We start from the raw sequence: 22094 nt of genomic DNA, 5'->3' as shown, positions 1-22094 counted from the left end.
TGAACCGTGCTGGAACGGCTGTCATGGAAAAGGCTGGCGCTTGAGCTTTTCTTATGTTGTATCCCGGCCCTGATCCTCGGGGCGTTTTTAGGTCATCTGCCGTGGTTTTTATTGGCGGCAGTGACCGGTCTTCTTATCTGGCATTTCTGGAATCTGATGCGCCTGTCGTGGTGGCTGTGGGTCGACCGCAGCATGACGCCGCCGCCGGGTAGCGGCAGCTGGGAACCCCTGCTGTACGGTCTGCACCAGATGCAGATGCGTAATAAAAAGCGCCGCCGTGAGCTGGGAAGCCTGATTAAGCGCTTTCGCAGCGGGGCGGAGTCCCTGCCGGACGCGGTGGTGCTGACCACCGAAGAAGGCGCGATGTTCTGGTGTAACGGCCTGGCCCAGCAGATCCTTAATCTGCGCTGGCCCGACGATAACGGGCAGAATATCCTCAACCTCCTGCGCTATCCTGAATTTGCTAATTACATGAAATACCGCGACTTTTCCAAGCCGCTCAATCTGGTGCTGAATAATGGCCGCCATCTGGAAATTCGCATGATGCCCTATAGCGACAAACAGCTGCTGATGGTGGCGCGCGATGTCACGCAGATGCACCAGTTGGAAGGGGCGCGGCGTAACTTTTTCGCCAACGTCAGCCATGAACTTCGCACGCCGTTGACGGTGCTGCAGGGGTATCTGGAGATGATGCAGGAGCAGGTGCTGGAAGGGGGAACGCGCGAAAAAGCGTTACACACCATGCGCGAACAAACCCAGCGTATGGAAGGCCTGGTGAAGCAACTGCTGACGCTGTCGCGCATTGAAGCCGCGCCGGTACTGGCGATGAACGATAAAATCGACGTGCCGATGATGCTGCGGGTCGTCGAGCGCGAGGCGCAAACGCTAAGCCAGCAGAAGCACGAGCTGCATTTTTCGGTCGATGACTCGCTAAAAGTGCTGGGTAATGAGGAACAGCTGCGCAGCGCGATTTCCAACCTGGTGTATAACGCGGTCAACCATACGCCGGCGGGAACGGTGATTACCGTAACCTGGCAGCGGGCGCCGCACGGCGCGTTGTTCAGCGTCGAGGATAACGGGCCAGGCATCGCGCCGGAGCATATTCCGCGCCTGACCGAACGTTTCTACCGGGTGGATAAAGCGCGTTCGCGGCAAACCGGCGGCAGCGGGCTGGGGCTGGCGATTGTCAAACATGCCGTCAGCCATCACGATAGCCGCCTTGAGATCGAGAGCGTGGTCGGCAAAGGCACCCGCTTTAGCTTCTTATTACCGGAACGTTTAATTGCCAAAAATTAAACCCGGACGGGTGAGTGTCAGCATTCCTTGCCAATGACCAGCTTCGGCTGGTCATTTTCGTTTGCAGCGCCATCACAGCTGCGTAATTAACGAACGTAAGCTGCTTTTTTGTTCGCATGATAAGCCAGATGTTTTCTATCCTTCTGGCTAATGATGCTAATCATTAAAATAGAGTTAGCATAATCATCTGCTTTTGCGATCCCTCCTTGCTTTAAAACGTTATAAGCGTTTAAATTGCCCCCCTACGGTCGCAGACAGACTGTTTTTGCGTGGTAATTCAAAAAACTATTCTTTTCCACGCCGCTTTGGGAGCATATCCCGCTGAGTTTACTGACAATGGCCGCTGTATCATCCCCAGGGGAAAGGCGCGGTATAAATCCGTTTTTACAACACCACATCCACAGGCTGTAATGAATTTATGACCCATCAGTTAAAATCTCGCGACATCATTGCGTTGGGCTTTATGACCTTCGCGCTGTTCGTCGGCGCAGGCAATATTATCTTTCCTCCGATGGTTGGCTTACAGGCCGGCGAACACGTCTGGACCGCGGCTATTGGCTTTCTGATTACCGCCGTGGGTCTGCCGGTGCTAACGGTCGTGGCGCTGGCGAAGGTCGGCGGCGGCGTAGAGAGCCTGAGCACGCCGATTGGAAAAGTCGCCGGTATCCTGCTGGCGGTGGTCTGCTATCTTGCCGTTGGGCCGCTGTTCGCGACGCCGCGCACCGCCACCGTCTCTTTTGAAGTGGGGATTGCGCCGCTGACCGGTGACGGCGCGCTGCCGCTGCTGATTTACAGCGTTATCTATTTTGCGCTGGTGATCCTCGTTTCGCTCTACCCGGGCAAACTGCTGGATACCGTGGGGAATTTCCTCGCGCCGCTGAAAATTATCGCCCTGATTATTCTTTCCGTTGCGGCCATCGTCTGGCCCGCCGGTCCGCTGAGCCACGCGATGGAAGCCTACCGTACCGCGCCGTTCTCGAACGGTTTCGTCAACGGCTATCTGACTATGGATACCCTGGGCGCGATGGTCTTTGGTATCGTGATTGTCAACGCCGCGCGTTCCCGCGGGGTGACCGAAGCCCGCCTGCTGACCCGCTACACCGTGTGGGCTGGCCTGATGGCCGGCGTGGGCCTGACGCTGCTGTACCTGGCGCTGTTCCGTTTAGGTTCAGATAGCGGCACGCTGGTTGAGCAATCCGCTAACGGCGCGGCGATTCTCCATGCTTACGTCCAGCACACCTTCGGCGGCGCGGGAAGCTTTATGCTGGCGGCGCTGATCTTTATCGCCTGTCTGGTGACGGCGGTGGGCCTGACCTGCGCCTGCGCGGAGTTCTTCGCCCAGTACCTGCCGTTCTCCTATCGTACGCTGGTGTTTATCCTCGGCCTGTTTTCGATGGCGGTTTCCAACCTCGGTCTGAGCCACCTGATTCAGATTTCGATTCCGGTGCTGACGGCTATCTATCCGCCGTGTATCGCACTGGTTGTATTAAGCTTTACCCGCGGTTGGTGGCATAATTCGTCCCGCGTTATCGCCCCGGCAATGTTTATCAGTCTGATGTTTGGTATCATTGACGGCATTAAAGCGTCGGCGTTTGCAGATATTATGCCGTCCTGGACCGCGCGTCTGCCGCTGGCGGAGCAAGGTCTGGCCTGGCTGATGCCAACCGCCGTGATGGTGATTCTGGCCGTTATCTGGGATCGCGCAGCAGGACGTCAGATGACTTCCAGCGCGCACTAACCGACGCTTTACACAGGTGTTTAACCACGGGACTTCAGGTCCCGTGGTTTTTTGTTTTTTTGGTCACCCTCCTTTGTCCTTTGCCCCCGCGAAGTCCAGAGGAGAAAAACGGCATGGAACACGATGGAAAGTAGTAACAAGCTTAAGCGCGGGCTAAGTACCCGGCATATTCGCTTTATGGCGCTGGGGTCGGCAATCGGTACCGGCCTTTTCTATGGTTCGGCTGACGCGATTAAAATGGCGGGTCCGAGCGTTCTGTTGGCTTATATTATCGGCGGCGTCGCGGCCTACATTATTATGCGCGCGCTGGGCGAGATGTCGGTGCATAACCCGGCCGCCAGCTCGTTCTCGCGCTACGCGCAGGATTACCTTGGCCCGCTGGCGGGCTATATCACCGGCTGGACCTACTGTTTTGAAATTCTGATTGTCGCCATCGCCGACGTCACGGCCTTCGGCATCTATATGGGCGTCTGGTTTCCGGCGGTACCGCACTGGATTTGGGTGCTCAGCGTGGTCCTGATTATCTGCGCCGTCAACCTGATGAGCGTGAAGGTCTTCGGCGAGCTGGAGTTCTGGTTCTCCTTCTTCAAAGTCGCCACCATTATCATCATGATCCTCGCCGGTTTCGGCATCATTATCTGGGGTATTGGCAACGGCGGGCAGCCGACCGGCATCCACAACCTGTGGAGCAACGGCGGCTTCTTCAGCAACGGCTGGCTGGGGATGGTGATGTCGCTGCAGATGGTGATGTTCGCCTACGGCGGCATTGAGATTATCGGTATCACCGCCGGCGAAGCGAAAGATCCGGAGAAATCCATTCCGCGCGCCATTAACTCGGTGCCGATGCGTATCCTGGTGTTTTACGTGGGTACGCTGTTTGTGATTATGTCTATCTATCCGTGGAACCAGGTCGGGACCAACGGCAGCCCGTTCGTCTTAACTTTCCAGCATCTCGGCATCACTTTTGCCGCCAGCATCCTGAACTTTGTGGTGCTGACCGCTTCGCTGTCGGCGATTAACTCCGACGTCTTTGGCGTGGGGCGTATGCTGCACGGCATGGCGGAGCAGGGCAGCGCGCCGAAAATGTTCGCGAAAACTTCACGTCGCGGGGTGCCGTGGGTGACGGTGATGGTGATGACCATCGCGCTGCTGTTCGCGGTCTATCTTAACTATATTATGCCGGAGAACGTTTTCCTGGTGATCGCCTCGCTGGCCACTTTCGCCACCGTCTGGGTGTGGATTATGATCCTGCTGTCGCAGATCGCCTTCCGCCGCCGTCTGCCGCCGGAAGAGGCGAAGGCGCTTAAATTCAAGGTACCCGGAGGGGTAACGACCACGGTGATTGGCCTGCTGTTCCTGGTCTTTATTATCGGGCTGATTGGCTACCACCCCGATACCCGCATCTCGCTGTACGTCGGCTTTGCGTGGATTATCCTGCTGCTGATTGGCTGGCAGTTTAAAACCCGCCGCGAGCGAAAGCTGGCGAAAGCGTAGTCATTTACTTCTCTTTTTGCCGGATACGCTCAGGCTATCCGGCAAGCGATCCCTCCACCCCCGCCATCCTCCCCCAATAATTCTGCCGATGATGAGTCATACGCCAGTACGCTGTGGCAAGGTGTGCCCATTCTGCAAAGAGAGGAATAACAATGTTGAAGGCATGGCACCTCCCGGTTGCTCCGTTTATCAAGGAACAGCAGGAACGACTGATGATTACGCTATGGTTGAGCGGCGACGATCTGCCGCCGCGGGTGACCCTACGCGCGGAAGAGGATAACGAAGAGCTGTCTCTGCCGATGCACCGCCTGCGGCAGGCGCCGCATCCGGGCGTGGTAGCGTGGCGCGGGGAAATCAACCTCGTCAACGGACAGCCGCGTCGACGCTACAGCTTCAAGCTGCTGTGGGCCGATCGCCAGCTGTGGTTCACGCCGCAGGGATTCAACCGCTTTCCGCCGGCGAGGCTGGAGCAGTTTGCGGTCGATCTGCCGGACAGCGGACCGCAGTGGGTGGCCGATCAGGTGTTTTATCAAATTTTCCCTGACCGTTTTGCGCGCAGCCAGTCCCGCGAAGCGGAACAGGATGCGACTTACTACCATCACGCCGCCGGTCACGACATCGTGCGTAAAGCGTGGGATGAACCGTTAACCGCCGAGGCGGGCGGCTCCACCTTTTATGGCGGCGATCTTGATGGTATCAGCGAGAAGCTGCCGTATCTGAAGCAGCTTGGCGTCACGGCGCTGTACCTGAACCCGGTGTTTGTCGCCCCCAGCGTGCATAAATACGATACCGAAGATTACCGCCGCGTTGATCCGCAGTTTGGCGGCGATGCCGCGCTGCTGCGCCTGCGTCACAACACGCAAAAAGAGGGGATGCGTCTGATCCTCGATGGCGTGTTCAACCATAGCGGCGATTCGCATGCCTGGTTCGACCGCCACCAGCGCGGCAGCGGCGGTGCCTGCCATAACGCCGATTCGCCGTGGCGCGACTGGTATAATTTTTCCCCCGAGGGCGTTGCCCACGACTGGCTGGGATACGCCAGCCTGCCGAAGCTGGACTACCGTTCGTCGACGCTGATTGATGAAATCTACGGTGGGGAAGATAGCGTGGTGCGCCACTGGCTGAAAGCGCCGTGGAGCATGGACGGCTGGCGCCTGGACGTGGTGCACATGCTGGGCGAAGGGGGCGGGGCGCGCAATAACCTGCGTCATATCGCCGGCATTACCCAGGCGGCGAAGCTGGAGCGGCCGGACGCTTTCGTGTTCGGCGAGCATTTCGGCGACGCGCGCCAGTGGCTACAGGCCGACGTTGAAGACTCGGCGATGAACTACCGCGGCTTCACCTTCCCGCTGTGGGGCTTCCTCGCGAACACCGATATCTCCTACGATCCGCAGAAAATTGATGCGCAGACCTGCATGGCGTGGATGGACAACTATCGCGCCGGATTGTCGCACCAGCAGCAGCTGCGGATGTTTAACCAGCTTGATAGCCACGATACCGCCCGCTTTAAGTCTCTGCTGGGTAAAGATGTCGCGCGCCTGCCGCTGGCGGTGGTATGGCTATTTAGCTGGCCGGGCGTACCGTGCATTTACTACGGCGACGAAGTGGGCGTGGACGGCAATAACGATCCGTTCTGCCGCAAACCGTTCCCATGGGATCCGGCGTTGCAGGATGGCGATCTGCTCGACCTGTACAAGCGGATGAGCAAGCTGCGTAAGGCTCATCAGGCGCTGCGCTACGGCGGCTGCCAGGTGATTTATGCCGAAGATAATGTGGTGGTGTTCGTGCGCGTCTATAAGCAGCAGCGCGTGCTGGTGGCGATCAACCGCGGCGAAGCCTGCGAGGTGGTGATAGAGGATTCGCCGCTGCTCGACGTCAACGGCTGGCAGCTGAAAGAGGGCGCCGGCGCGCTGCACGGCGGCGTGCTGACGCTACCGGCAATCTCCGCCAGCGTCTGGTTTAGCCGCTAAGCATAGAGCTGGTTCAGACTTTCGCTCCGCAGAATGGCCTCGCGCCACCAGCGCTGGGCCAGCCCGTCATTGCCGCTGCGCCAGGCCATGTAGGTGATATCTTTCACGCGACAGGAGATGACGGGTTTTTCGACCAGCTCGCCCTTTTCCAGCCACGGCCGGGCAATATGGCGCGGTAAAAAGCCACAGCCCAGCCCGGCGCGCAAGAGTTCGACTTTACTGGCGAAATCATCCACGCGAATTTGCGGCTGCTCGTCGAGCAGGTTGCTGTTGAGCGGATGACAGTAGCGGGCGCTGTCGCTGATGACTACCGCGCGATGCAGGCTGAGCTGCTTGTTAGTCAGCGGTTGGGTGGTTTCCGCCAGCGGGTGCCCCGGCGCGATGACGAAAATATTGTCCATGGCGCCGAGCATTTTCCACGACCATTCGGCGGACGTAGGCGGTTCATTGATCGCCCCGAGAATAATATCCGCGCCGTTGTGGGTCAGTTCTTCCCACGAGCCCGCAAGGGTATGGTGAGTAAAGTTAAGCCGGGTTTGCGGGTGCTGGGCGTAGAACGCGTCGATCAGCGGCAGCAGCGCGCTGAACGGGAAAGAGTCATCCAGGGCGATAGCCAGATCCCGCTCCCAACCCGCGCTGAGCTGTACCGCCTGTTTTTCCAGATCTTTGGCGGCGTTCAGCAGCAACCGGCCCTTCTCCAGCATCATTCTGCCGGTATCGGTAAATTTTGCCCGGTGCCCGGAGCGATCCAGCAGGGTGATATTCAGATCGTTTTCCAGCTTTTGAATCATGTAGCTCAGCGCGGCAGGGGTTTTAAATAGCGATTCTGCGGCGCTGGCAAAAGATCCATGTTTGTCCAGCGCGTCGAGAATCAACAGGACCTCAAGGTTCAGGCGCATGCGTCAACTTCCGATAAAAAAGAGTGCTCCCGTTTTACCGGAGCGCCCTGTTCAATTCCAGTGAATAATTTAGAACGGTTAACCGTAAAAATTTGATAAACATAATTTCTCTGATCTTGTAATGGTTAATCGAATAGCCATAACTTTTCGCTTTGGAAATAAATAATAAAAAAATCTTTAATAACTCGTTAGAAATTACTGACTATACTCACCATACTTTATCAGTCAGGATCCAGACAGCACAACGGCAACAATAGTGTCTTTTTAACTCATTGATTAACAGGATAAGTTATGTCTATTCGTGAACTGATTGATCCCGCTAACTCGGCGCTTATTTTTATTGACCACCAGCCGCAAATGTCTTTTGGCGTGGCGAATATTGATCGTCAGACCCTCAAAAATAATACGGTGGCTTTAGCCAAAGCGGGCAAGATTTTTAATGTTCCGGTGATTTATACCTCCGTAGAAACTAAAAGCTTCAGCGGTTATATCTGGCCGGAACTGCTGGCCGTGCATCCTGATGTGAAACCCATTGAACGTACTTCGATGAACTCCTGGGAAGATGCGGCTTTTGTTGCCGCGGTAAAAGCCACCGGGCGTAAAAAATTGATTATTTCCGCGCTGTGGACGGAAGTCTGTCTGACCTTCCCGGCGCTGATGGCGCTAGATGCGGGCTATGAAGTTTACGTGGTGACAGATACCTCCGGCGGCACCTCGGTTGATGCCCACGAGCGCTCTATTGACCGCATGGTACAGGCCGGCGCGGTGCCGGTGACCTGGCAGCAGGTGCTGCTTGAGTACCAGCGCGACTGGTCGCGTAAAGAGACCTATGACGCGGTAATGGATCTGGTGCGCGAGCACAGCGGCGCCTACGGGATGGGCGTGGATTACGCTTATACCATGGTGCATGGCGCGCCAGAGCGTAAAGCTTAAATACACTTCATCCTTCACGCTGCCTCTTTGTTGGCTTGGTTTGTCCGCCCCGAAGCAGCATGAATGATTTTGTGTATGGTCATGTATAGCGAATGGCGGCGGACAACCCGCCATTCCCTGAAGCAAGGAACTGTTAATGGCGCAGCAGAAATCGGTGACCCTGGTGATCAGCCATGTGCTTGACCCCGAGCATGGCCAACGTTATGAGGCGTGGCTGGGCAAAATTATGCCGATTGCGGCAGAGTTTCCCGGCCATCTTGGCGCAAACGTCATCCGTCCAGCCCCTGGACAGAATTTATGGAGCGTGATTATTCGCTTCGACACCATTGAGCATCTTTACGCCTGGACCCAGTCGGAGACCCGCCGCCAGCTGGTGGCGGAAATCGCGCCGCTGCTGAGCGAAGGCGACCGAACCGAAGTCCGTACCGAACCGGCCTTCTGGTTTACGCCGCCGGCGGTGAACGTGCGCCAGCCGCGACGCTGGAAGCAATTTTTAATCACCCTGCTGGTGATTTTCCCCAGCACCAACCTGGTGCCGTCGATAACCGGAATACTGTTGCCCTCGCTGAAGGGAAGCCTGTTGCTGCATCTGATCAATGATGCCTGTGTGGTCGCGCTGGTGGTCTGGTTCTGGATGCCCATCGTGACCCGTCTGTTTGCTGGCTGGTTAAAGAAAAACTGAGCCAGCCTCCTGAAGGAGTGCGTTATGTCGCAAACTGCCACACTGATCCTGACCCACGGTCGGGTTCATACTCTCGATCGTCAAAATCCTCTGGCCGATGCGGTGGCGATCGCTGACGGTAAAATTCTCGCCGCCGGTAGCCACGATCGGATCATGAGCTTTGCCGCGGACGGGACGCAAATTATCGATCTTAAAGGCCATACGGTCATCCCGGGCCTGAACGACTCCCATCTGCACCTGATCCGCGGCGGTCTGAACTACAATCTGGAGCTGCGCTGGGAGGGGGTTCCCTCGCTGGCGGACGCGCTGCGGATGCTAAAAGATCAGGCCGATCGCACGCCGTCGCCGCAGTGGGTACGGGTGGTCGGCGGCTGGAGCGAATTCCAGTTCGCCGAACGGCGGATGCCGACGCTGGAGGAGCTTAACGATGCGGCGCCGGATACGCCGGTATTTGTCCTGCATCTGTACGATCGCGCATTGCTAAACCGCGCGGCGCTGAAGGCGGTGGGCTACACCAAAGAGACCCCGGATCCGGCGGGCGGCGAGATCGTTCGCGACGGCAACGGTAATCCGACCGGGATGCTGATCGCCAAACCCAACGCCATGATCCTCTACTCGACGCTGGCCAAAGGGCCGAAGCTGCCGCTGGAACTTCAGGTCAACTCAACGCGGCAGTTTATGCGCGAGCTGAATCGTCTGGGGCTGACCAGCGCCATTGATGCTGGGGGCGGTTTCCAGAACTACCCGGAAGATTATGAAATTATTGAACAGCTGCACGCCAAAGAGCAGATGACCGTACGTATCGCCTATAACCTGTTCACCCAGCGCCCTAAGCAGGAGCTGGAAGATTTTGAGCGCTGGACCGATATGCTCAAGCCGGGACAGGGCACCGATTTTTACCGCGCCAACGGCGCCGGGGAGATGCTGGTGTTCTCGGCGGCGGATTTCGAAGACTTCCTCCAGCCGCGTCCGGATCTGCCGGAAGGGATGGAAGATGAGCTGGAGCGGGTGGTGCGCCATCTGGTTGAACACCGCTGGCCGTTCCGCCTGCACGCCACCTATGATCAATCCATCAGCCGGATGCTCGACGTCTTCGAGAAGGTGAATCGCGATATTCCGTTCAACGGGCTGCACTGGTTCTTCGATCATGCGGAAACCATCACCGAGCGTAACATCGAACGCGTTAAAGCGCTGGGCGGCGGCATAGCGGTGCAGCATCGTATGGCTTTCCAGGGCGAATATTTTGTCGATCGCTACGGGAAAGATGCGGTCAAACATACGCCGCCGGTCGCCAAAATGCTCGAGCTGGAGGTTCCGGTGGGGCTGGGGACGGATGCCACCCGCGTGGCGAGCTACAACCCGTGGACCGCGCTCTACTGGCTGGTTTCCGGGCGTACCGTCGGCGGGATGGCGATGTACGACGACAGCAACCGCCTGCCGCGCGACGTGGCGCTGGAGCTGTGGACCGCGGGAAGCGCGTGGTTTTCCAGCGAGCAGGGTAAGAAAGGGCGCATTGAACAAGGCCAGCTTGCCGACCTGGTGGTGCTCTCTAAAGACTATTTCAGCGTCGCGGAAGAGGAAATTAAGGGGATCGAGTCGGTGCTGACGGTGGTTGACGGCAAAGTGGTGTACGCCGCCGGACACTTCTCGCCGCTGGCGCCGCCGCCCATTCCGGTGCTGCCCGAGTGGTCGCCGGTGGTGAAGGTTCCGGGTCATTACCGTTCCGCGCCGCCGACGGCCGCGAAAATCGGCGCGATCGTGCAAATGCACCAGTGCTGCGGCAGCTGCGGCGTGCACGGACATCAGCATGATATTGCGCGCAAATCGTCGATTCCGGTTGCCGATGAGCAGGCGTTCTGGGGCGTGCTTGGCTGCTCCTGCTTTGCGTTTTAAAACGCCAGGCGCTTACCCGGTGAGGACGTGACGCCCTCATTTGCGTTTTTCATCTGTCGCGGATAGCGCTGATAAGACAATTTATGTCATTCTGCTCCCTCTTCAACGAGTGAAGGTGGGAACATGGACGATCTGCTGATCTTTGGCGGTGTTATTTTATTCTGCGGGCTGGTGGTTGCGCCGATCGTCGCGATTGTCGCCCTCAGGCGCAGCGCGGCGGTCCGTTTTGAGCTGGCGGCTTTGCGACGTCGGGTTGAGGAGCTTGAGCGACGCGGCGTCGAACAGGCGCCTGCGGCAGAGGCCACCGCCGTCGCGCCGACGACGCCTGAGGCCGCTATCGCGGCTGACGCGATGATGGCGGAGCCCAGTGAGCCTCGGCCGGAGCCGGAGGCTGAAGCCATCGATCCGTGGCGCGCGCAGCCAACGCCGCAGCCAGAGCCAACGGTAAAATCTGCCCCCGAAAGCGAACCGCCTTCCGCGTTTGGCGGAATAATATCGTCACTGGTAGCCTGGTTTATGCAGGGTAACCCGCTGGCGAAGCTCGGGATCCTGCTGCTGTTTCTTGGCCTCTCCTTTCTGCTGCGCTATACCGTGGAACACGCTCTGTTCCCCCTCGAATTACGTCTGGTCGCGGCGGCGCTGTTCGCGGTCGTCCTGCTGGCTGTCGGATGGCGATTGCGGCATAAGCAACCGGTGTACGCCCTGATCTTGCAGGGTGGGGCAACGGGCGCGCTCTATCTCACGGTTTTTGGCGCCTTTCGCCTGTGGCAGATGCTGCCGATGACCCTGGCGTTTGCGCTGCTGGTGGCGATCTGCGCGGCGAGCGTAGGACTGGCGATTGTGCAAAAGGCGCTCAGCCTGGCCATGCTGGCGAGCCTCGGCGGTTATCTTGCGCCGCTGCTGCTCTCTACCGGCGGCGGCAGCCATGTGGCGCTGTTCTCCTTCTATCTTCTGCTGTCGGTCGGCATTCTTGCCATCAGCATCCGCCAGCACTGGCGCGAGCTTAATCTGCTTGGTCTGCTGTTTACCTTTGGCATCGGCGGCCTGTGGGGGCTGAATGAGTATCGGCCAGCGTTTTACCTGAGCTGCCAGCTGTTTTTAATCGCCAATACGCTTATTTTTGGCGTATTGAGCGTGGCGCTGTCGCTGCGGGCGCAGGAAAAAGGTCGTCAGATTATTGACGGCGTGCTGCTGTTTGCGCCACCGCTGGTCGGCTTTGGTATGCAGTACGCCATTACCCGGCACATGGCATACGGGCCGGCGCTCAGCGCGCTGGGCTACGGCGGTTTCTATCTGGCCCTGGCCTGGCTGGCGCTGCGTCGCTACCCCTCTTTAGGGAAGCCGCTGGTGCTGGCGGCGCTGGCGCTCGGCGGTGCCTTTACCACGCTGGCCATCCCGCTGGCGCTGTCGGCTCGCTGGACCGCGATGGCCTGGTCGCTGGAAGGTCTTGGCATCCTCTGGCTGGGGGTGCAACAGCAGCAGCGACGCATGAGCTACAGCGGTACGGCGTTACTGGTACTGGCGGTTGGCAGCGCGCTATGGGCGCAGGCGAATGGCGCTACGCCGCTCTCTTTGCTGCTGATTTTCGCCGTACTCAGCCTGAGCTGGCTGACGGCCGCATGGCTGTGGCGAACCGTCCAGGTGCAGGGCAGTTGGGGGCTGCTTATCGGCGGCCTGTTGTTCTGGATGGTGGCGCTTGTCGGCGCATCGCAGCTGGCGTTGAGTAAAGACGCGCAGATTGTCTTTGGCGTGCTGGCGGCGCTGGCGGCATCGGTGTGGTGCTGGCGCGCGGCCGCCGCGCGTTTGGCCTGGCAAGAGCTGGATGCGAGCAAATGGCTGCTGTGGCCAATGATGCTGATGGTGCTGTTTTACCAGCTCTCCCAGCAGCAGATTTTCGCTGCTGGCTGGCAAAATCTGGCCTGGTGCGCGGCGCTACCCGCGGCGGCGGCCCTGCTCTGGCGTGATGGGCATTCACTGCCGCCACGCCTGAATAAGCTGGCCCACCTGTCGCTGTTGTGGATGATTTTGCTGGCGCTGGCAATGGAGCTGTTTTGGTTTACCCAAGATTTGCCGTGGGGCATGTCGGCCTGGGCGAGCGGATTAATGATGGCGGCGGGCGGGATGCTGATTTTCCTCGTCTCGGAAGCCGTTCATCGGCAAGTATGGCCATTCCGGGTATGGCCTGCGCTGTATGCTTCTCAGGCGATGATACCGGTGGCGGTGGCGCTGGGATGCCTGTTAATGCTGACGAATGTGCAGGATGGCACGGTCTACGGTCAGACCTATTTGCCGCTGATTAACCCGCTGGAAGAGGGCGCCGCTTTCGCGCTGCTTGGGCTGACGATATTTTATCGCGTTTCGCGGCGTTATTTTCCGCTGCAGCTATCGGTATGCCGCCCCTGGCCCATCGTTGCTCTGCTGGCGCTCGGCTTCTGGTGGCTGAATGGCCTGCTGCTGCGCGCCCTGGCCTGGTACGGCGAGGTGGCCTGGAGTATCACGCCGCTGTGGCATTCGCGTTTAATTCAGACCACTTTCGCTCTGGTCTGGACGCTGGTGGCGCTGACGGTCATGCTGCGCGCGACGCGGCGACTTTCCCGCCGCGAATGGCTATGCGGCGCGGCGTTGTTAGGCATTGTTATTGTGAAACTCATGCTGGTGGATAGCGCAGGCGGCGGCGGGCTGGCGCGGGCTGTTGCGTTTATCGGCGTGGCGATTTTGGTGTTGATTGTCGGGTATTTTTCCCCGTTGCCGCCCAAAGCAGGAGAAAAGAAATGAAATGGATGAAAGCGGTGTTATGCGGCGTGCTGTTGGGCGCGGCGGGGACGGCAGCCAGTAGCGATGAGGCGCGAGAACAGCCTCTGGACTACAGGCAGGGCCTGATGCTGGAAACCAGCGGCGCGTCGCCCTGGTACCGCGTTGAGCTGCCGCCGACGATATATCAGGGGACGGCCTGGCCTGATTTGCGCGATGTGCGGGTATTCAACCATCAGGGAGAGACCGTACCGTTCGCTCTTCAGGCGCAGAAGGTCCAGCCAGCGATGCCTGAGACGATGGCGCTACGTCTATTCCCTCTGCAGATGTCGCTGGTTCCGCCGCGGGAGGAGAGTCGTCGCGGCGTAGAGTCGCTGCTTCTGCGCTCAACCACGGGGATCGAAATTCGCCTGGAAACAGAGGATGTAAAGGCGCTCGGGCAGAGCTATTTACTGACGCTGCCGGTGGATAAGACGGACGCTTTCGCGCTGGCTCAACTGCGGCTGAACTGGGAATCGTTGGCGGCTAACTGGCAGGGGAAAGCGTCGCTGTATTCCAGCCGCGATTTGAAGTACTGGCATCCGGTTCAGGAGGATGCGCCCCTCATGGATCTGGCGCGCGATAACGATCGTTTGAAAATGGACACCATTAGCGCCAGCCTGACCCTCTCGGCGCAAGGTAATCGTTACCTGCTGCTGATCCTCGATGCGCAAAGCAAGGCGCCGGCGTTAAATAGCGTGACGGCCCTGGCGGAACGCAGAGAACCGGAGTCTACGCGCATTGAGCTTAATGCTCAGGCGCACAGGGTTTCAGATGAGGAGGCCGTTTGGCGCTGGGCCCGGCCTCAGCCGCTGACTTCGCTCAGAATATCGTTGGCAGGCGAAGGGGTTCTACCGGTCGAGCTCGCCTGGCGCAGCGGCGAAAATGAGCCCTGGCAGCCGCTGACGAAAACCGTGCTGTATCAGCTGGACGGCAAGCGTTCGGACGATATTCCTCTGTCAGGTCAACCGGTTGAAGCGGTTCGCATCAAGACGATTAATGCCCGCTTATCGGCGTCGCTGCCGGCGATAAGCGGGGCGCGCGATAAATACCAACTGGTCTTTAATACCCAGGGAAAAGGGCCCTATATGCTGGCCTGGGGAAACCGGGCGGCGCAAAAGGCGGATGTCGCCCTGGACATGCTGATCCCGCCGTCGCTGCGTAAGACGCAGGCGGTGAACGATCTCCCTCTGGCGGTCGCGCAAGAAGACGTCACGCTGGGCGGCGAAGCGCGGTTGACGGCGACGACGGCTACCGAGCAGCAGAGCAGCTGGAAAACGCTGCTGGTATGGGGAGCGCTGATATTTGGCGTCGTTGTGCTGGCGCTGATGGCGTGGCGCATCTGGCGTGAAGTGAAAAAAAGCGGCGGCGTATAAAACAAAAAAGGCTCGCGTCTGCGAGCCTTTTGCCGAACGTATGCCGATTACAGGCTGGAAACGTTCTCGGTCAGGTATTTAGCCACGCCTTCCGGAGAAGCGGCCATCCCTTCTTTTCCTTTTTCCCACTGCGCCGGGCAAACTTCGCCGTGCTCTTCGTGGAACTGCAGCGCGTCAACCATACGCAGCATTTCGTCGATGTTACGGCCCAGCGGCAGATCGTTAACCACCTGGTGGCGAACAACGCCGTTGGCGTCGATCAGGAAGGAACCGCGCAGGGCAACGCCTTCGTCCGGGTGCTCAATACCGTACGCTTTCTGAATTTCGCGTTTGATGTCAGCAACCATCGCGTATTTAACCGGGCCGATGCCGCCCTGGTCTACCGGGGTGTTACGCCATGCGTTGTGGACGAACTCGGAGTCAAAAGAAACGCCAACCACTTCTACGCCGCGTTTCTGGAATTCTTCGTAGCGCTTGTCAAAAGCGATCAGTTCAGATGGGCAAACGAAGGTGAAGTCCATCGGCCAGAAGAACAGAACGGTGGCTTTACCGCTGGTGTGCTGTTTGAAGTTGAATTTCTCAACGATTTCGCCGTTACCTAAAACAGCTGCCGCGGTGAAGTCCGGAGCCTGACGAGTAACCAGAACCATATGATTCTCCTGTTAATACTAAGGTTAATTGGAACGCAACGCGGGCAAGTATAGGGAGCGGCGCGGAGGAACTCAACGTGACGCTGACAATCGATGAGATAGGTTTTGTCTATCAATCGTTATTTAAAAGCGCTTTTCAGAATAGCGTTTTCTGAAAAAAGCGCAATCTTTTACAGTTCGCGTTTTTTCGCCTGCGCCATCATCTGCGGGTAGAAGCGCCAGAACTGCTCCTGTAGCCGATCGTAATGGGTATCCAGATCCTGCCAGGAGTCGCGCAGGGCATCCAGCCGCGGGCGGCGGCTGGCCATCCCGTTCAGCACGCGCTGAATAAACTCCATGTCCCGGTAGCGTTCGAGCCAGCGCTCTGACCACAGGTATTCGTTGAGATTGACAAAACGCGGCGGAGAAGCGGGCAAAATAAATGTGACCTGGGTGTGGGCATAGCGGACAAACTCCGGCAGCGGCAGTTCGGGCGACAGCTGCGCCCAGTGGCGTGACAAGAAATGGTCCCACATCACGTCCAGGGTAATGGGCGCGACCCGGCGCGTTTCGGGGCGAAACCACCCTTTGGCTTCGGCGACTTCGGGCAAGTTATCCGTCAGGACATCGATCCGGCGGTGCATAAAGATGCCCTCCACAACGTCAGCCGGCCAGTCGCCGGCGGGGTCGCCGCGAACGAAATCGGCCAGCAAATTACCGGGCAGCGAACTGTCGGCGAGATGAGCAAGGTGCAGGTGTGCAAGAAAATTCATCGTTTAATCTTTGTCCTGAGGTGGTAACGGTTGCAGGGAGAACCTCCCGGCACTAGACTACCCGCCTCTTTATTAAGTCTGAGTTACCGTCATGCGCGTTGCCGATTTTTCCTTTGAATTACCCGAATCCCTGATTGCCCACTATCCCATGCCCGAGCGCAGCAGTTGCCGCTTGCTGTCATTAGACGGGCCGACGGGCGCGCTGACGCATGGTACTTTCACCGATTTACTCGACAAGCTCAACCCTGGCGATCTGCTGGTTTTTAATAATACCCGCGTGATCCCGGCCCGCCTGTTTGGCCGTAAAGCCAGCGGCGGCAAGATTGAGGTGCTGGTCGAGCGCATGCTGGATGATAAACGTATTCTGGCACATATTCGCGCCTCTAAAGCGCCGAAACCCGGCGCTGAGCTGCTGCTTGGCGACGATGAAAGCATTAAAGCGACCATGGTGGCACGCCACGACGCGCTGTTTGAAGTGGCGTTCGACGACGCGCGCAGCGTACTGGAGATTCTCAACGCTATCGGCCATATGCCGCTGCCGCCGTACATTGAGCGTCCGGACGAAGAGGCCGACCGCGAGCTGTACCAGACCGTGTATAGCGAAAAACCGGGCGCCGTGGCTGCGCCCACCGCTGGCCTGCACTTTGACGAGCCGCTGCTGGCGAAGCTGCGCGAAAAAGGCGTTGAGATGGCGTTTGTTACGCTGCACGTCGGAGCGGGGACCTTCCAGCCGGTGCGCGTAGACAGCATTGAAGACCACATTATGCACTCTGAATATGCGGAAGTGCCGCAGGAGGTGGTCGATGCGGTGCTGGCGGCAAAAGCGCGCGGTAGTCGGGTGATTGCGGTCGGTACGACCTCGGTGCGTTCGCTGGAAAGCGCGGCGCAGGCGGCGAAAAATGACCTGATTGAGCCTTTCTTCGGCGATACGCAGATTTTTATCTATCCAGGCTATCAGTACAAAGTCATTGATGCGCTGGTGACCAACTTCCATCTGCCTGAATCCACGCTGATTATGCTGGTTTCCGCGTTTGCCGGCTATCAGCACACCATGAACGCCTATAAGGCTGCGGTAGAACAAAAATATCGCTTTTTTAGCTACGGGGACGCGATGTTTATCACGTACAATCCGCAGGCTATTTTTGAACGTGTCGGGGAATAAGTCCGCGATGCGCGTGTTTAACGTCAGACTGTTTTTCTGACGCAGGAGTGATAATGAAATTTGAGTTAGATACCACCGATGGTCGCGCGCGTCGCGGCCGTCTTGTGTTTGAGCGCGGCGTCGTTGAAACGCCAGCGTTTATGCCGGTCGGCACCTACGGTACCGTAAAAGGAATGACGCCGGAGGAAGTTGAAGCGACCGGCGCGCAAATCATTCTCGGCAACACCTTCCACCTGTGGCTGCGTCCGGGCCAGGAGATCATGAAGCTGCACGGCGACCTGCACGACTTTATGCAGTGGAAAGGGCCGATCCTCACCGACTCCGGCGGCTTCCAGGTCTTCAGCCTCGGCGATATTCGCAAGATCACCGAGCAGGGCGTGCACTTCCGCAACCCGATCAACGGCGATCCGATTTTCCTCGATCCGGAAAAATCGATGGAGATTCAGTACGATCTCGGTTCCGATATCGTGATGATCTTCGACGAATGCACGCCATACCCGGCGGACTGGGATTACGCTAAGCGCTCGATGGAAATGTCCCTGCGCTGGGCGAAGCGCAGCCGCGACCGTTTTGACGGTCTGGGCAATAAAAATGCGCTGTTTGGCATTATTCAGGGCAGCGTTTACGAAGATTTACGTGATATCTCTGTTAAAGGTCTGGTAGAGATTGGCTTTGATGGCTACGCTGTCGGCGGTTTGGCTGTCGGCGAGCCGAAAGAAGATATGCATCGTATTCTGGAGCACGTCTGCCCGCAGATCCCGGCCGACAAGCCGCGATATCTGATGGGCGTCGGTAAGCCGGAAGATCTGGTCGAAGGGGTGCGCCGCGGGATCGATATGTTCGACTGCGTCATGCCGACGCGCAATGCGCGCAACGGCCACCTGTTCGTCACCGACGGCGTGGTGAAAATCCGCAACGCGAAGCACAAGAGCGATACTTCGCCGCTGGATGCAGAATGTGATTGCTACACCTGTCGCAACTATTCACGCGCTTACTTGCATCATCTGGACCGTTGCAACGAAATATTGGGCGCGCGCCTCAATACCATTCATAACCTGCGTTACTATCAGCGCTTAATGGCTGGTTTACGCAAGGCTATCGAAGAGGGTAAATTAGAGAGCTTCGTGACCGATTTTTACCAACGTCAGGGTCGAACCGTTCCACCTTTGAACGTTGACTAATTTTAATAATGAGGGAATTTCAATGAGCTTTTTTATTTCTGATGCGGTAGCAGCAACCGGTGGCGCGGCGCAGGGCAGCCCGATGTCTCTGATCCTGATGCTGGTGGTGTTTGGTCTGATTTTTTACTTCATGATCCTGCGTCCACAGCAGAAACGCACCAAGGAACATAAAAACCTGATGAGCTCCATTGCCAAAGGCGATGAAGTTCTGACCAACGGCGGCCTGGTAGGGCGCGTCACTAAAGTTGCGGAAAGCGGATATATCGCTATCGCGCTGAACGATACCACTGAAGTGGTTATCAAACGTGACTTCGTAGCTGCCGTTCTGCCGAAAGGCACCATGAAGGCGCTGTAATTACCCATTTTCCCTAAGGGAACTGCCGTGTTAAACCGTTATCCTTTGTGGAAGTACGTCATGCTGGTCGTCGTTATTGTCGTCGGCTTAGTGTATGCGCTTCCCAACCTGTATGGTGAGGATCCGGCCGTTCAAATCACTGGCGCGCGCGGCGTCGCCGCCAGTGAGCAAACGCTGATCCAGGTCCAGAAAACACTACAAGAAGAAAAAATTACCGCGAAGTCTGTGGCACTGGAAGAGGGCGCAATTCTTGCGCGCTTCGACACCACCGATATCCAGCTGCGCGCGCGCGAAGCGCTGATGGGCGTGCTGGGTGACAAATACGTCGTGGCGCTTAACCTTGCTCCGGCAACCCCGCGCTGGCTGGCGGCCCTTTATGCCGAGCCGATGAAGCTGGGTCTTGACCTGCGCGGCGGCGTGCACTTCCTGATGGAAGTCGACATGGACACCGCGCTGGGCAAACTGCAGGAACAAAATATCGACAGCCTGCGCAGCGAACTGCGTGATAAAGGCATTCCTTACACCACCGTGCGTAAAGAAGACAACTACGGTCTGAGCATCGCCTTCCGCGATAGCGCCGCGCGCGACCAGGCTATCTCCTACCTTAGCCCTCGCCACCGCGATCTGGTTATCTCCACTCAGGGCAGCACTGGCCTGAAAGCCGTGATGACCGACGACCGTCTGAAAGAAGCCCGCGAATATGCCGTTCAGCAGAACATTACTATCCTGCGTAACCGTGTAAACCAGCTGGGCGTTGCCGAACCTCTGGTTCAGCGCCAGGGCGCCGACCGTATTGTGGTCGAACTGCCGGGTATTCAGGATACGGCGCGTGCGAAAGAGATTCTCGGCGCGACCGCGACGCTGGAGTTCCGTCTGGTTAACACCAACGTTGATAGCTCCGCAGCCGCTTCCGGCCGCGTACCGGGCGACTCTGAAGTGAAATTTACCCGCGAAGGCCAGCCGGTTGTGCTGTACAAGCGCGTTATCCTCACCGGCGATCACATCACCGACTCGACGTCGAGCATGGATGAGTACAACCAGGCGCAGGTTAACATCTCCCTTGATAGCGCTGGCGGCAACATCATGTCTAACTTCACCAAGGACAACATCGGCAAACCGATGGCGACCCTGTTCGTGGAGTACAAAGACAGCGGTAAGAAAGATGCCAACGGTCGTGCGATTCTGGCGAAAGAGGAAGAGGTGATTAACATCGCCAATATTCAGTCTCGTCTGGGTAACAGCTTCCGCATTACCGGTATCAGCAACGCAACCGAAGCGCGTCAGCTCTCTCTGCTGCTGCGCGCAGGCGCGCTGATTGCGCCGATTCAGATTGTTGAAGAACGGACTATCGGTCCAACCCTCGGGATGCAGAACATTAAGCAGGGCCTGGAAGCGTGTCTGGCCGGACTGGTGGTCTCAATTCTGTTTATGATCTTCTTCTACAAGAAGTTCGGCCTGATTGCGACCTCGGCGCTGGTGGCGAACCTGGTGCTGATCGTCGGCATTATGTCCCTGATTCCGGGGGCGACGCTGACTATGCCGGGGATTGCGGGGATCGTCTTAACCCTTGCGGTGGCGGTCGATGCGAACGTTCTGATTAACGAACGTATTAAAGAAGAGCTGAGCAACGGGCGTTCCGTGCAGCAGGCGATTGACGAAGGTTATCGCGGCGCGTTCAGCTCCATCTTTGATGCCAACATTACGACGCTTATCAAAGTCATTATCCTGTACGCGGTCGGTACCGGTGCCATTAAAGGGTTTGCGATTACCACCGGTATTGGTATTGCGACCTCAATGTTTACCGCTATCGTCGGCACCCGTGCCATCGTGAACCTGCTGTACGGCGGCAAGCGCGTTAAAAAGCTGTCTATCTGAGGAGTGCGTTGTGGCACAGGAATATACTGTTGAACAATTGAACCACGGCCGTAAAGTCTGGGACTTTATGCGCTGGGACTACTGGGCCTTCGGCATTTCAGGTTTTTTGCTGATTCTGTCCATTATTATTATTGGCGTGCGCGGGTTTAACTGGGGTCTGGATTTCACCGGCGGTACGGTGATTGAGATTACCCTCGAAAAACCTGTCGATATGGACCAGGTGCGCCAGTCGCTGCAGAAGGCGGGCTTTGAAGAGCCGCAGCTGCAAAACTTCGGCAGCAGCCGCGACATCATGGTGCGTATGCCGCCGGTGCATGACGCCAACGGCAGCCAGGAGCTGGGCAGTAAAGTCGTTAGCGTCATTAACGAATCGACCAGCCAGAACGCCACGGTCAAGCGTATTGAGTTTGTCGGGCCGAGCGTCGGCGCCGATCTTGCGCAAACCGGCGCGCTGGCGCTGATCGCCGCGCTGGTATGTATCCTGATCTACGTCGGTTTCCGCTTTGAGTGGCGCCTGGCGGCTGGGGTGGTTATCGCGCTGGCGCACGACGTGGTGATCACCATGGGCGTGCTGTCGTTACTGCATATCGAGATTGACCTGACCATCGTGGCCTCGTTGATGTCGGTTATCGGCTACTCGCTGAACGACAGTATCGTGGTATCTGACCGTATTCGTGAAAACTTCCGTAAGATTCGCCGCGGTACGCCGTACGAAATCTTTAACGTGTCGTTGACGCAGACGCTGCACCGTACCTTGATCACCTCCGGGACAACCTTGATGGTTATCCTGATGCTGTATCTCTTCGGCGGTCCGATTCTGGCTGGCTTCTCGCTGACTATGCTGATCGGCGTCTCCATCGGTACGGCTTCTTCTATCTACGTCGCGTCCGCGCTGGCGCTGAAGCTGGGCATGAAGCGCGAGCACATGCTGCAGCAGAAAGTCGAGAAAGAAGGGGCGGATCAGCCGTCAATTCTGCCGTAAGGCAATGGCGTGTTGATAAACGAATCCCGGTCGCAAGGCCGGGATTTTTTTATTACAGCCGTTCGG

The 22094-nt window shown here is 57.8% G+C and carries 17 protein-coding genes; 14 read left to right on the top strand and 3 right to left on the bottom strand.

Annotated elements, in window-relative coordinates:
* The first annotated feature begins 6 nt into the window (after positions 1-6).
* From phoR to malZ, 4 genes are all read left to right on the top strand, one after another.
* A complete protein-coding gene (gene phoR, locus CMQ96_RS08210; protein WP_049087372.1) occupies positions 7-1296 on the top strand; it encodes a phosphate regulon sensor histidine kinase PhoR in 1290 nt (429 codons plus the stop codon).
* A gap of 418 nt (positions 1297-1714) precedes the next feature.
* The gene (brnQ, locus tag CMQ96_RS08205; RefSeq protein WP_004133974.1) at positions 1715-3034 is read left to right on the top strand and encodes a branched-chain amino acid transporter carrier protein BrnQ; all 1320 of its coding nucleotides are present in this window, start codon (positions 1715-1717) and stop codon (positions 3032-3034) included.
* Between the two features lie 123 nt (positions 3035-3157).
* The gene (gene proY / locus CMQ96_RS08200; protein WP_049087374.1) at positions 3158-4528 is read left to right on the top strand and encodes a proline-specific permease ProY; all 1371 of its coding nucleotides are present in this window, start codon (positions 3158-3160) and stop codon (positions 4526-4528) included.
* A gap of 152 nt (positions 4529-4680) precedes the next feature.
* Positions 4681-6498 carry a maltodextrin glucosidase gene (gene malZ / locus CMQ96_RS08195; protein WP_098066545.1) on the top strand — a complete coding sequence of 606 codons (1818 nt, stop codon included), beginning with the start codon at positions 4681-4683 and terminating at the stop codon, positions 6496-6498.
* Here the strand turns inward: malZ and CMQ96_RS08190 are convergent.
* Positions 6495-7397 (bottom strand): LysR family transcriptional regulator, encoded by a 903-nt coding sequence (locus CMQ96_RS08190; RefSeq protein ID WP_004133971.1) that lies wholly within the window; start codon positions 7395-7397, stop codon positions 6495-6497. The genes malZ and CMQ96_RS08190 overlap by 4 nt on opposite strands.
* Positions 7398-7688: 291 nt before the next feature.
* Here CMQ96_RS08190 and CMQ96_RS08185 point away from each other — a divergent pair, with 291 nt between their 5' ends.
* The 5 genes from CMQ96_RS08185 (at position 7689) to CMQ96_RS08165 (ending at position 15071) form a co-directional block, all read left to right on the top strand.
* Positions 7689-8330: a hydrolase gene (locus CMQ96_RS08185; protein WP_004133965.1), complete on the top strand. Its 642-nt coding sequence runs from the start codon at positions 7689-7691 to the stop codon at positions 8328-8330.
* Between the two features lie 136 nt (positions 8331-8466).
* Positions 8467-9012 (top strand): antibiotic biosynthesis monooxygenase, encoded by a 546-nt coding sequence (locus CMQ96_RS08180; protein WP_004133964.1) that lies wholly within the window; start codon positions 8467-8469, stop codon positions 9010-9012.
* A 24-nt stretch (positions 9013-9036) separates the two neighbouring features.
* Entirely contained in the window at positions 9037-10905 is a 1869-nt protein-coding gene (locus tag CMQ96_RS08175; RefSeq protein ID WP_004133963.1) for an amidohydrolase, read from the top strand.
* Between the two features lie 123 nt (positions 10906-11028).
* Positions 11029-13680, top strand: coding sequence for a DUF2339 domain-containing protein (locus tag CMQ96_RS08170; protein WP_098066543.1), 2652 nt, complete (start codon positions 11029-11031; stop codon positions 13678-13680).
* A complete protein-coding gene (locus tag CMQ96_RS08165) occupies positions 13677-15071 on the top strand; it encodes a DUF3999 domain-containing protein (RefSeq protein ID WP_004133962.1) in 1395 nt (464 codons plus the stop codon). The genes CMQ96_RS08170 and CMQ96_RS08165 overlap by 4 nt, the downstream gene beginning before the upstream one ends.
* Before the next feature lie 47 nt (positions 15072-15118).
* On the opposite strand, the gene CMQ96_RS08160 is transcribed toward CMQ96_RS08165, so the two are convergent.
* Together CMQ96_RS08160 and acpH are read right to left on the bottom strand one after the other, a co-directional pair.
* Entirely contained in the window at positions 15119-15721 is a 603-nt protein-coding gene (locus CMQ96_RS08160; RefSeq protein ID WP_004099418.1) for a peroxiredoxin, read from the bottom strand.
* Between the two features lie 170 nt (positions 15722-15891).
* Positions 15892-16473, bottom strand: a complete 582-nt coding sequence (gene acpH / locus CMQ96_RS08155) for an ACP phosphodiesterase (RefSeq protein WP_049088787.1) — start codon at positions 16471-16473, stop codon at positions 15892-15894.
* Between the two features lie 91 nt (positions 16474-16564).
* Here acpH and queA point away from each other — a divergent pair, with 91 nt between their 5' ends.
* From queA to secF, 5 genes are read left to right on the top strand one after another with little or no spacing between them, the layout of a single operon-like run.
* A complete protein-coding gene (gene queA, locus CMQ96_RS08150) occupies positions 16565-17635 on the top strand; it encodes a tRNA preQ1(34) S-adenosylmethionine ribosyltransferase-isomerase QueA (RefSeq protein WP_024359064.1) in 1071 nt (356 codons plus the stop codon).
* Positions 17636-17688: 53 nt separating this feature from the next.
* Complete coding sequence (tgt, locus tag CMQ96_RS08145) at positions 17689-18816, top strand: tRNA guanosine(34) transglycosylase Tgt (protein WP_004129667.1); 1128 nt, start codon at positions 17689-17691, stop codon at positions 18814-18816.
* 22 nt (positions 18817-18838) lie between these two features.
* Positions 18839-19171 (top strand): preprotein translocase subunit YajC, encoded by a 333-nt coding sequence (gene yajC, locus CMQ96_RS08140; protein WP_004133958.1) that lies wholly within the window; start codon positions 18839-18841, stop codon positions 19169-19171.
* A 27-nt stretch (positions 19172-19198) separates the two neighbouring features.
* Entirely contained in the window at positions 19199-21046 is a 1848-nt protein-coding gene (secD, locus tag CMQ96_RS08135; RefSeq protein ID WP_004133955.1) for a protein translocase subunit SecD, read from the top strand.
* A 10-nt stretch (positions 21047-21056) separates the two neighbouring features.
* Complete coding sequence (gene secF, locus CMQ96_RS08130) at positions 21057-22028, top strand: protein translocase subunit SecF (RefSeq protein ID WP_004133953.1); 972 nt, start codon at positions 21057-21059, stop codon at positions 22026-22028.
* Positions 22029-22094: the final 66 nt, after the last annotated feature.

The organism is Klebsiella sp. MBT K-1 (assembly GCF_002556465.1).
Classification (GTDB): domain Bacteria; phylum Pseudomonadota; class Gammaproteobacteria; order Enterobacterales; family Enterobacteriaceae; genus Klebsiella; species Klebsiella grimontii.
The sequence above is the reverse complement of the archived record's forward strand: the minus strand, read 5'-3'. Positions and strand labels throughout refer to the sequence as shown.

Coding starts and splice junctions, on each gene's coding strand:
- CMQ96_RS08180 (WP_004133964.1), top strand. CDS start 8,467: ATGGCGCAGCAGAAATCGGTGACCCTGGTGATCAGCCATGTGCTTGAC.
- proY (WP_049087374.1), top strand. CDS start 3,158: ATGGAAAGTAGTAACAAGCTTAAGCGCGGGCTAAGTACCCGGCATATT.
- CMQ96_RS08160 (WP_004099418.1), bottom strand. CDS start 15,721: ATGGTTCTGGTTACTCGTCAGGCTCCGGACTTCACCGCGGCAGCTGTT.
- CMQ96_RS08165 (WP_004133962.1), top strand. CDS start 13,677: ATGAAATGGATGAAAGCGGTGTTATGCGGCGTGCTGTTGGGCGCGGCG.
- brnQ (WP_004133974.1), top strand. CDS start 1,715: ATGACCCATCAGTTAAAATCTCGCGACATCATTGCGTTGGGCTTTATG.
- CMQ96_RS08185 (WP_004133965.1), top strand. CDS start 7,689: ATGTCTATTCGTGAACTGATTGATCCCGCTAACTCGGCGCTTATTTTT.
- yajC (WP_004133958.1), top strand. CDS start 18,839: ATGAGCTTTTTTATTTCTGATGCGGTAGCAGCAACCGGTGGCGCGGCG.
- acpH (WP_049088787.1), bottom strand. CDS start 16,473: ATGAATTTTCTTGCACACCTGCACCTTGCTCATCTCGCCGACAGTTCG.
- CMQ96_RS08170 (WP_098066543.1), top strand. CDS start 11,029: ATGGACGATCTGCTGATCTTTGGCGGTGTTATTTTATTCTGCGGGCTG.
- CMQ96_RS08190 (WP_004133971.1), bottom strand. CDS start 7,397: ATGCGCCTGAACCTTGAGGTCCTGTTGATTCTCGACGCGCTGGACAAA.
- malZ (WP_098066545.1), top strand. CDS start 4,681: ATGTTGAAGGCATGGCACCTCCCGGTTGCTCCGTTTATCAAGGAACAG.
- CMQ96_RS08175 (WP_004133963.1), top strand. CDS start 9,037: ATGTCGCAAACTGCCACACTGATCCTGACCCACGGTCGGGTTCATACT.
- queA (WP_024359064.1), top strand. CDS start 16,565: ATGCGCGTTGCCGATTTTTCCTTTGAATTACCCGAATCCCTGATTGCC.
- tgt (WP_004129667.1), top strand. CDS start 17,689: ATGAAATTTGAGTTAGATACCACCGATGGTCGCGCGCGTCGCGGCCGT.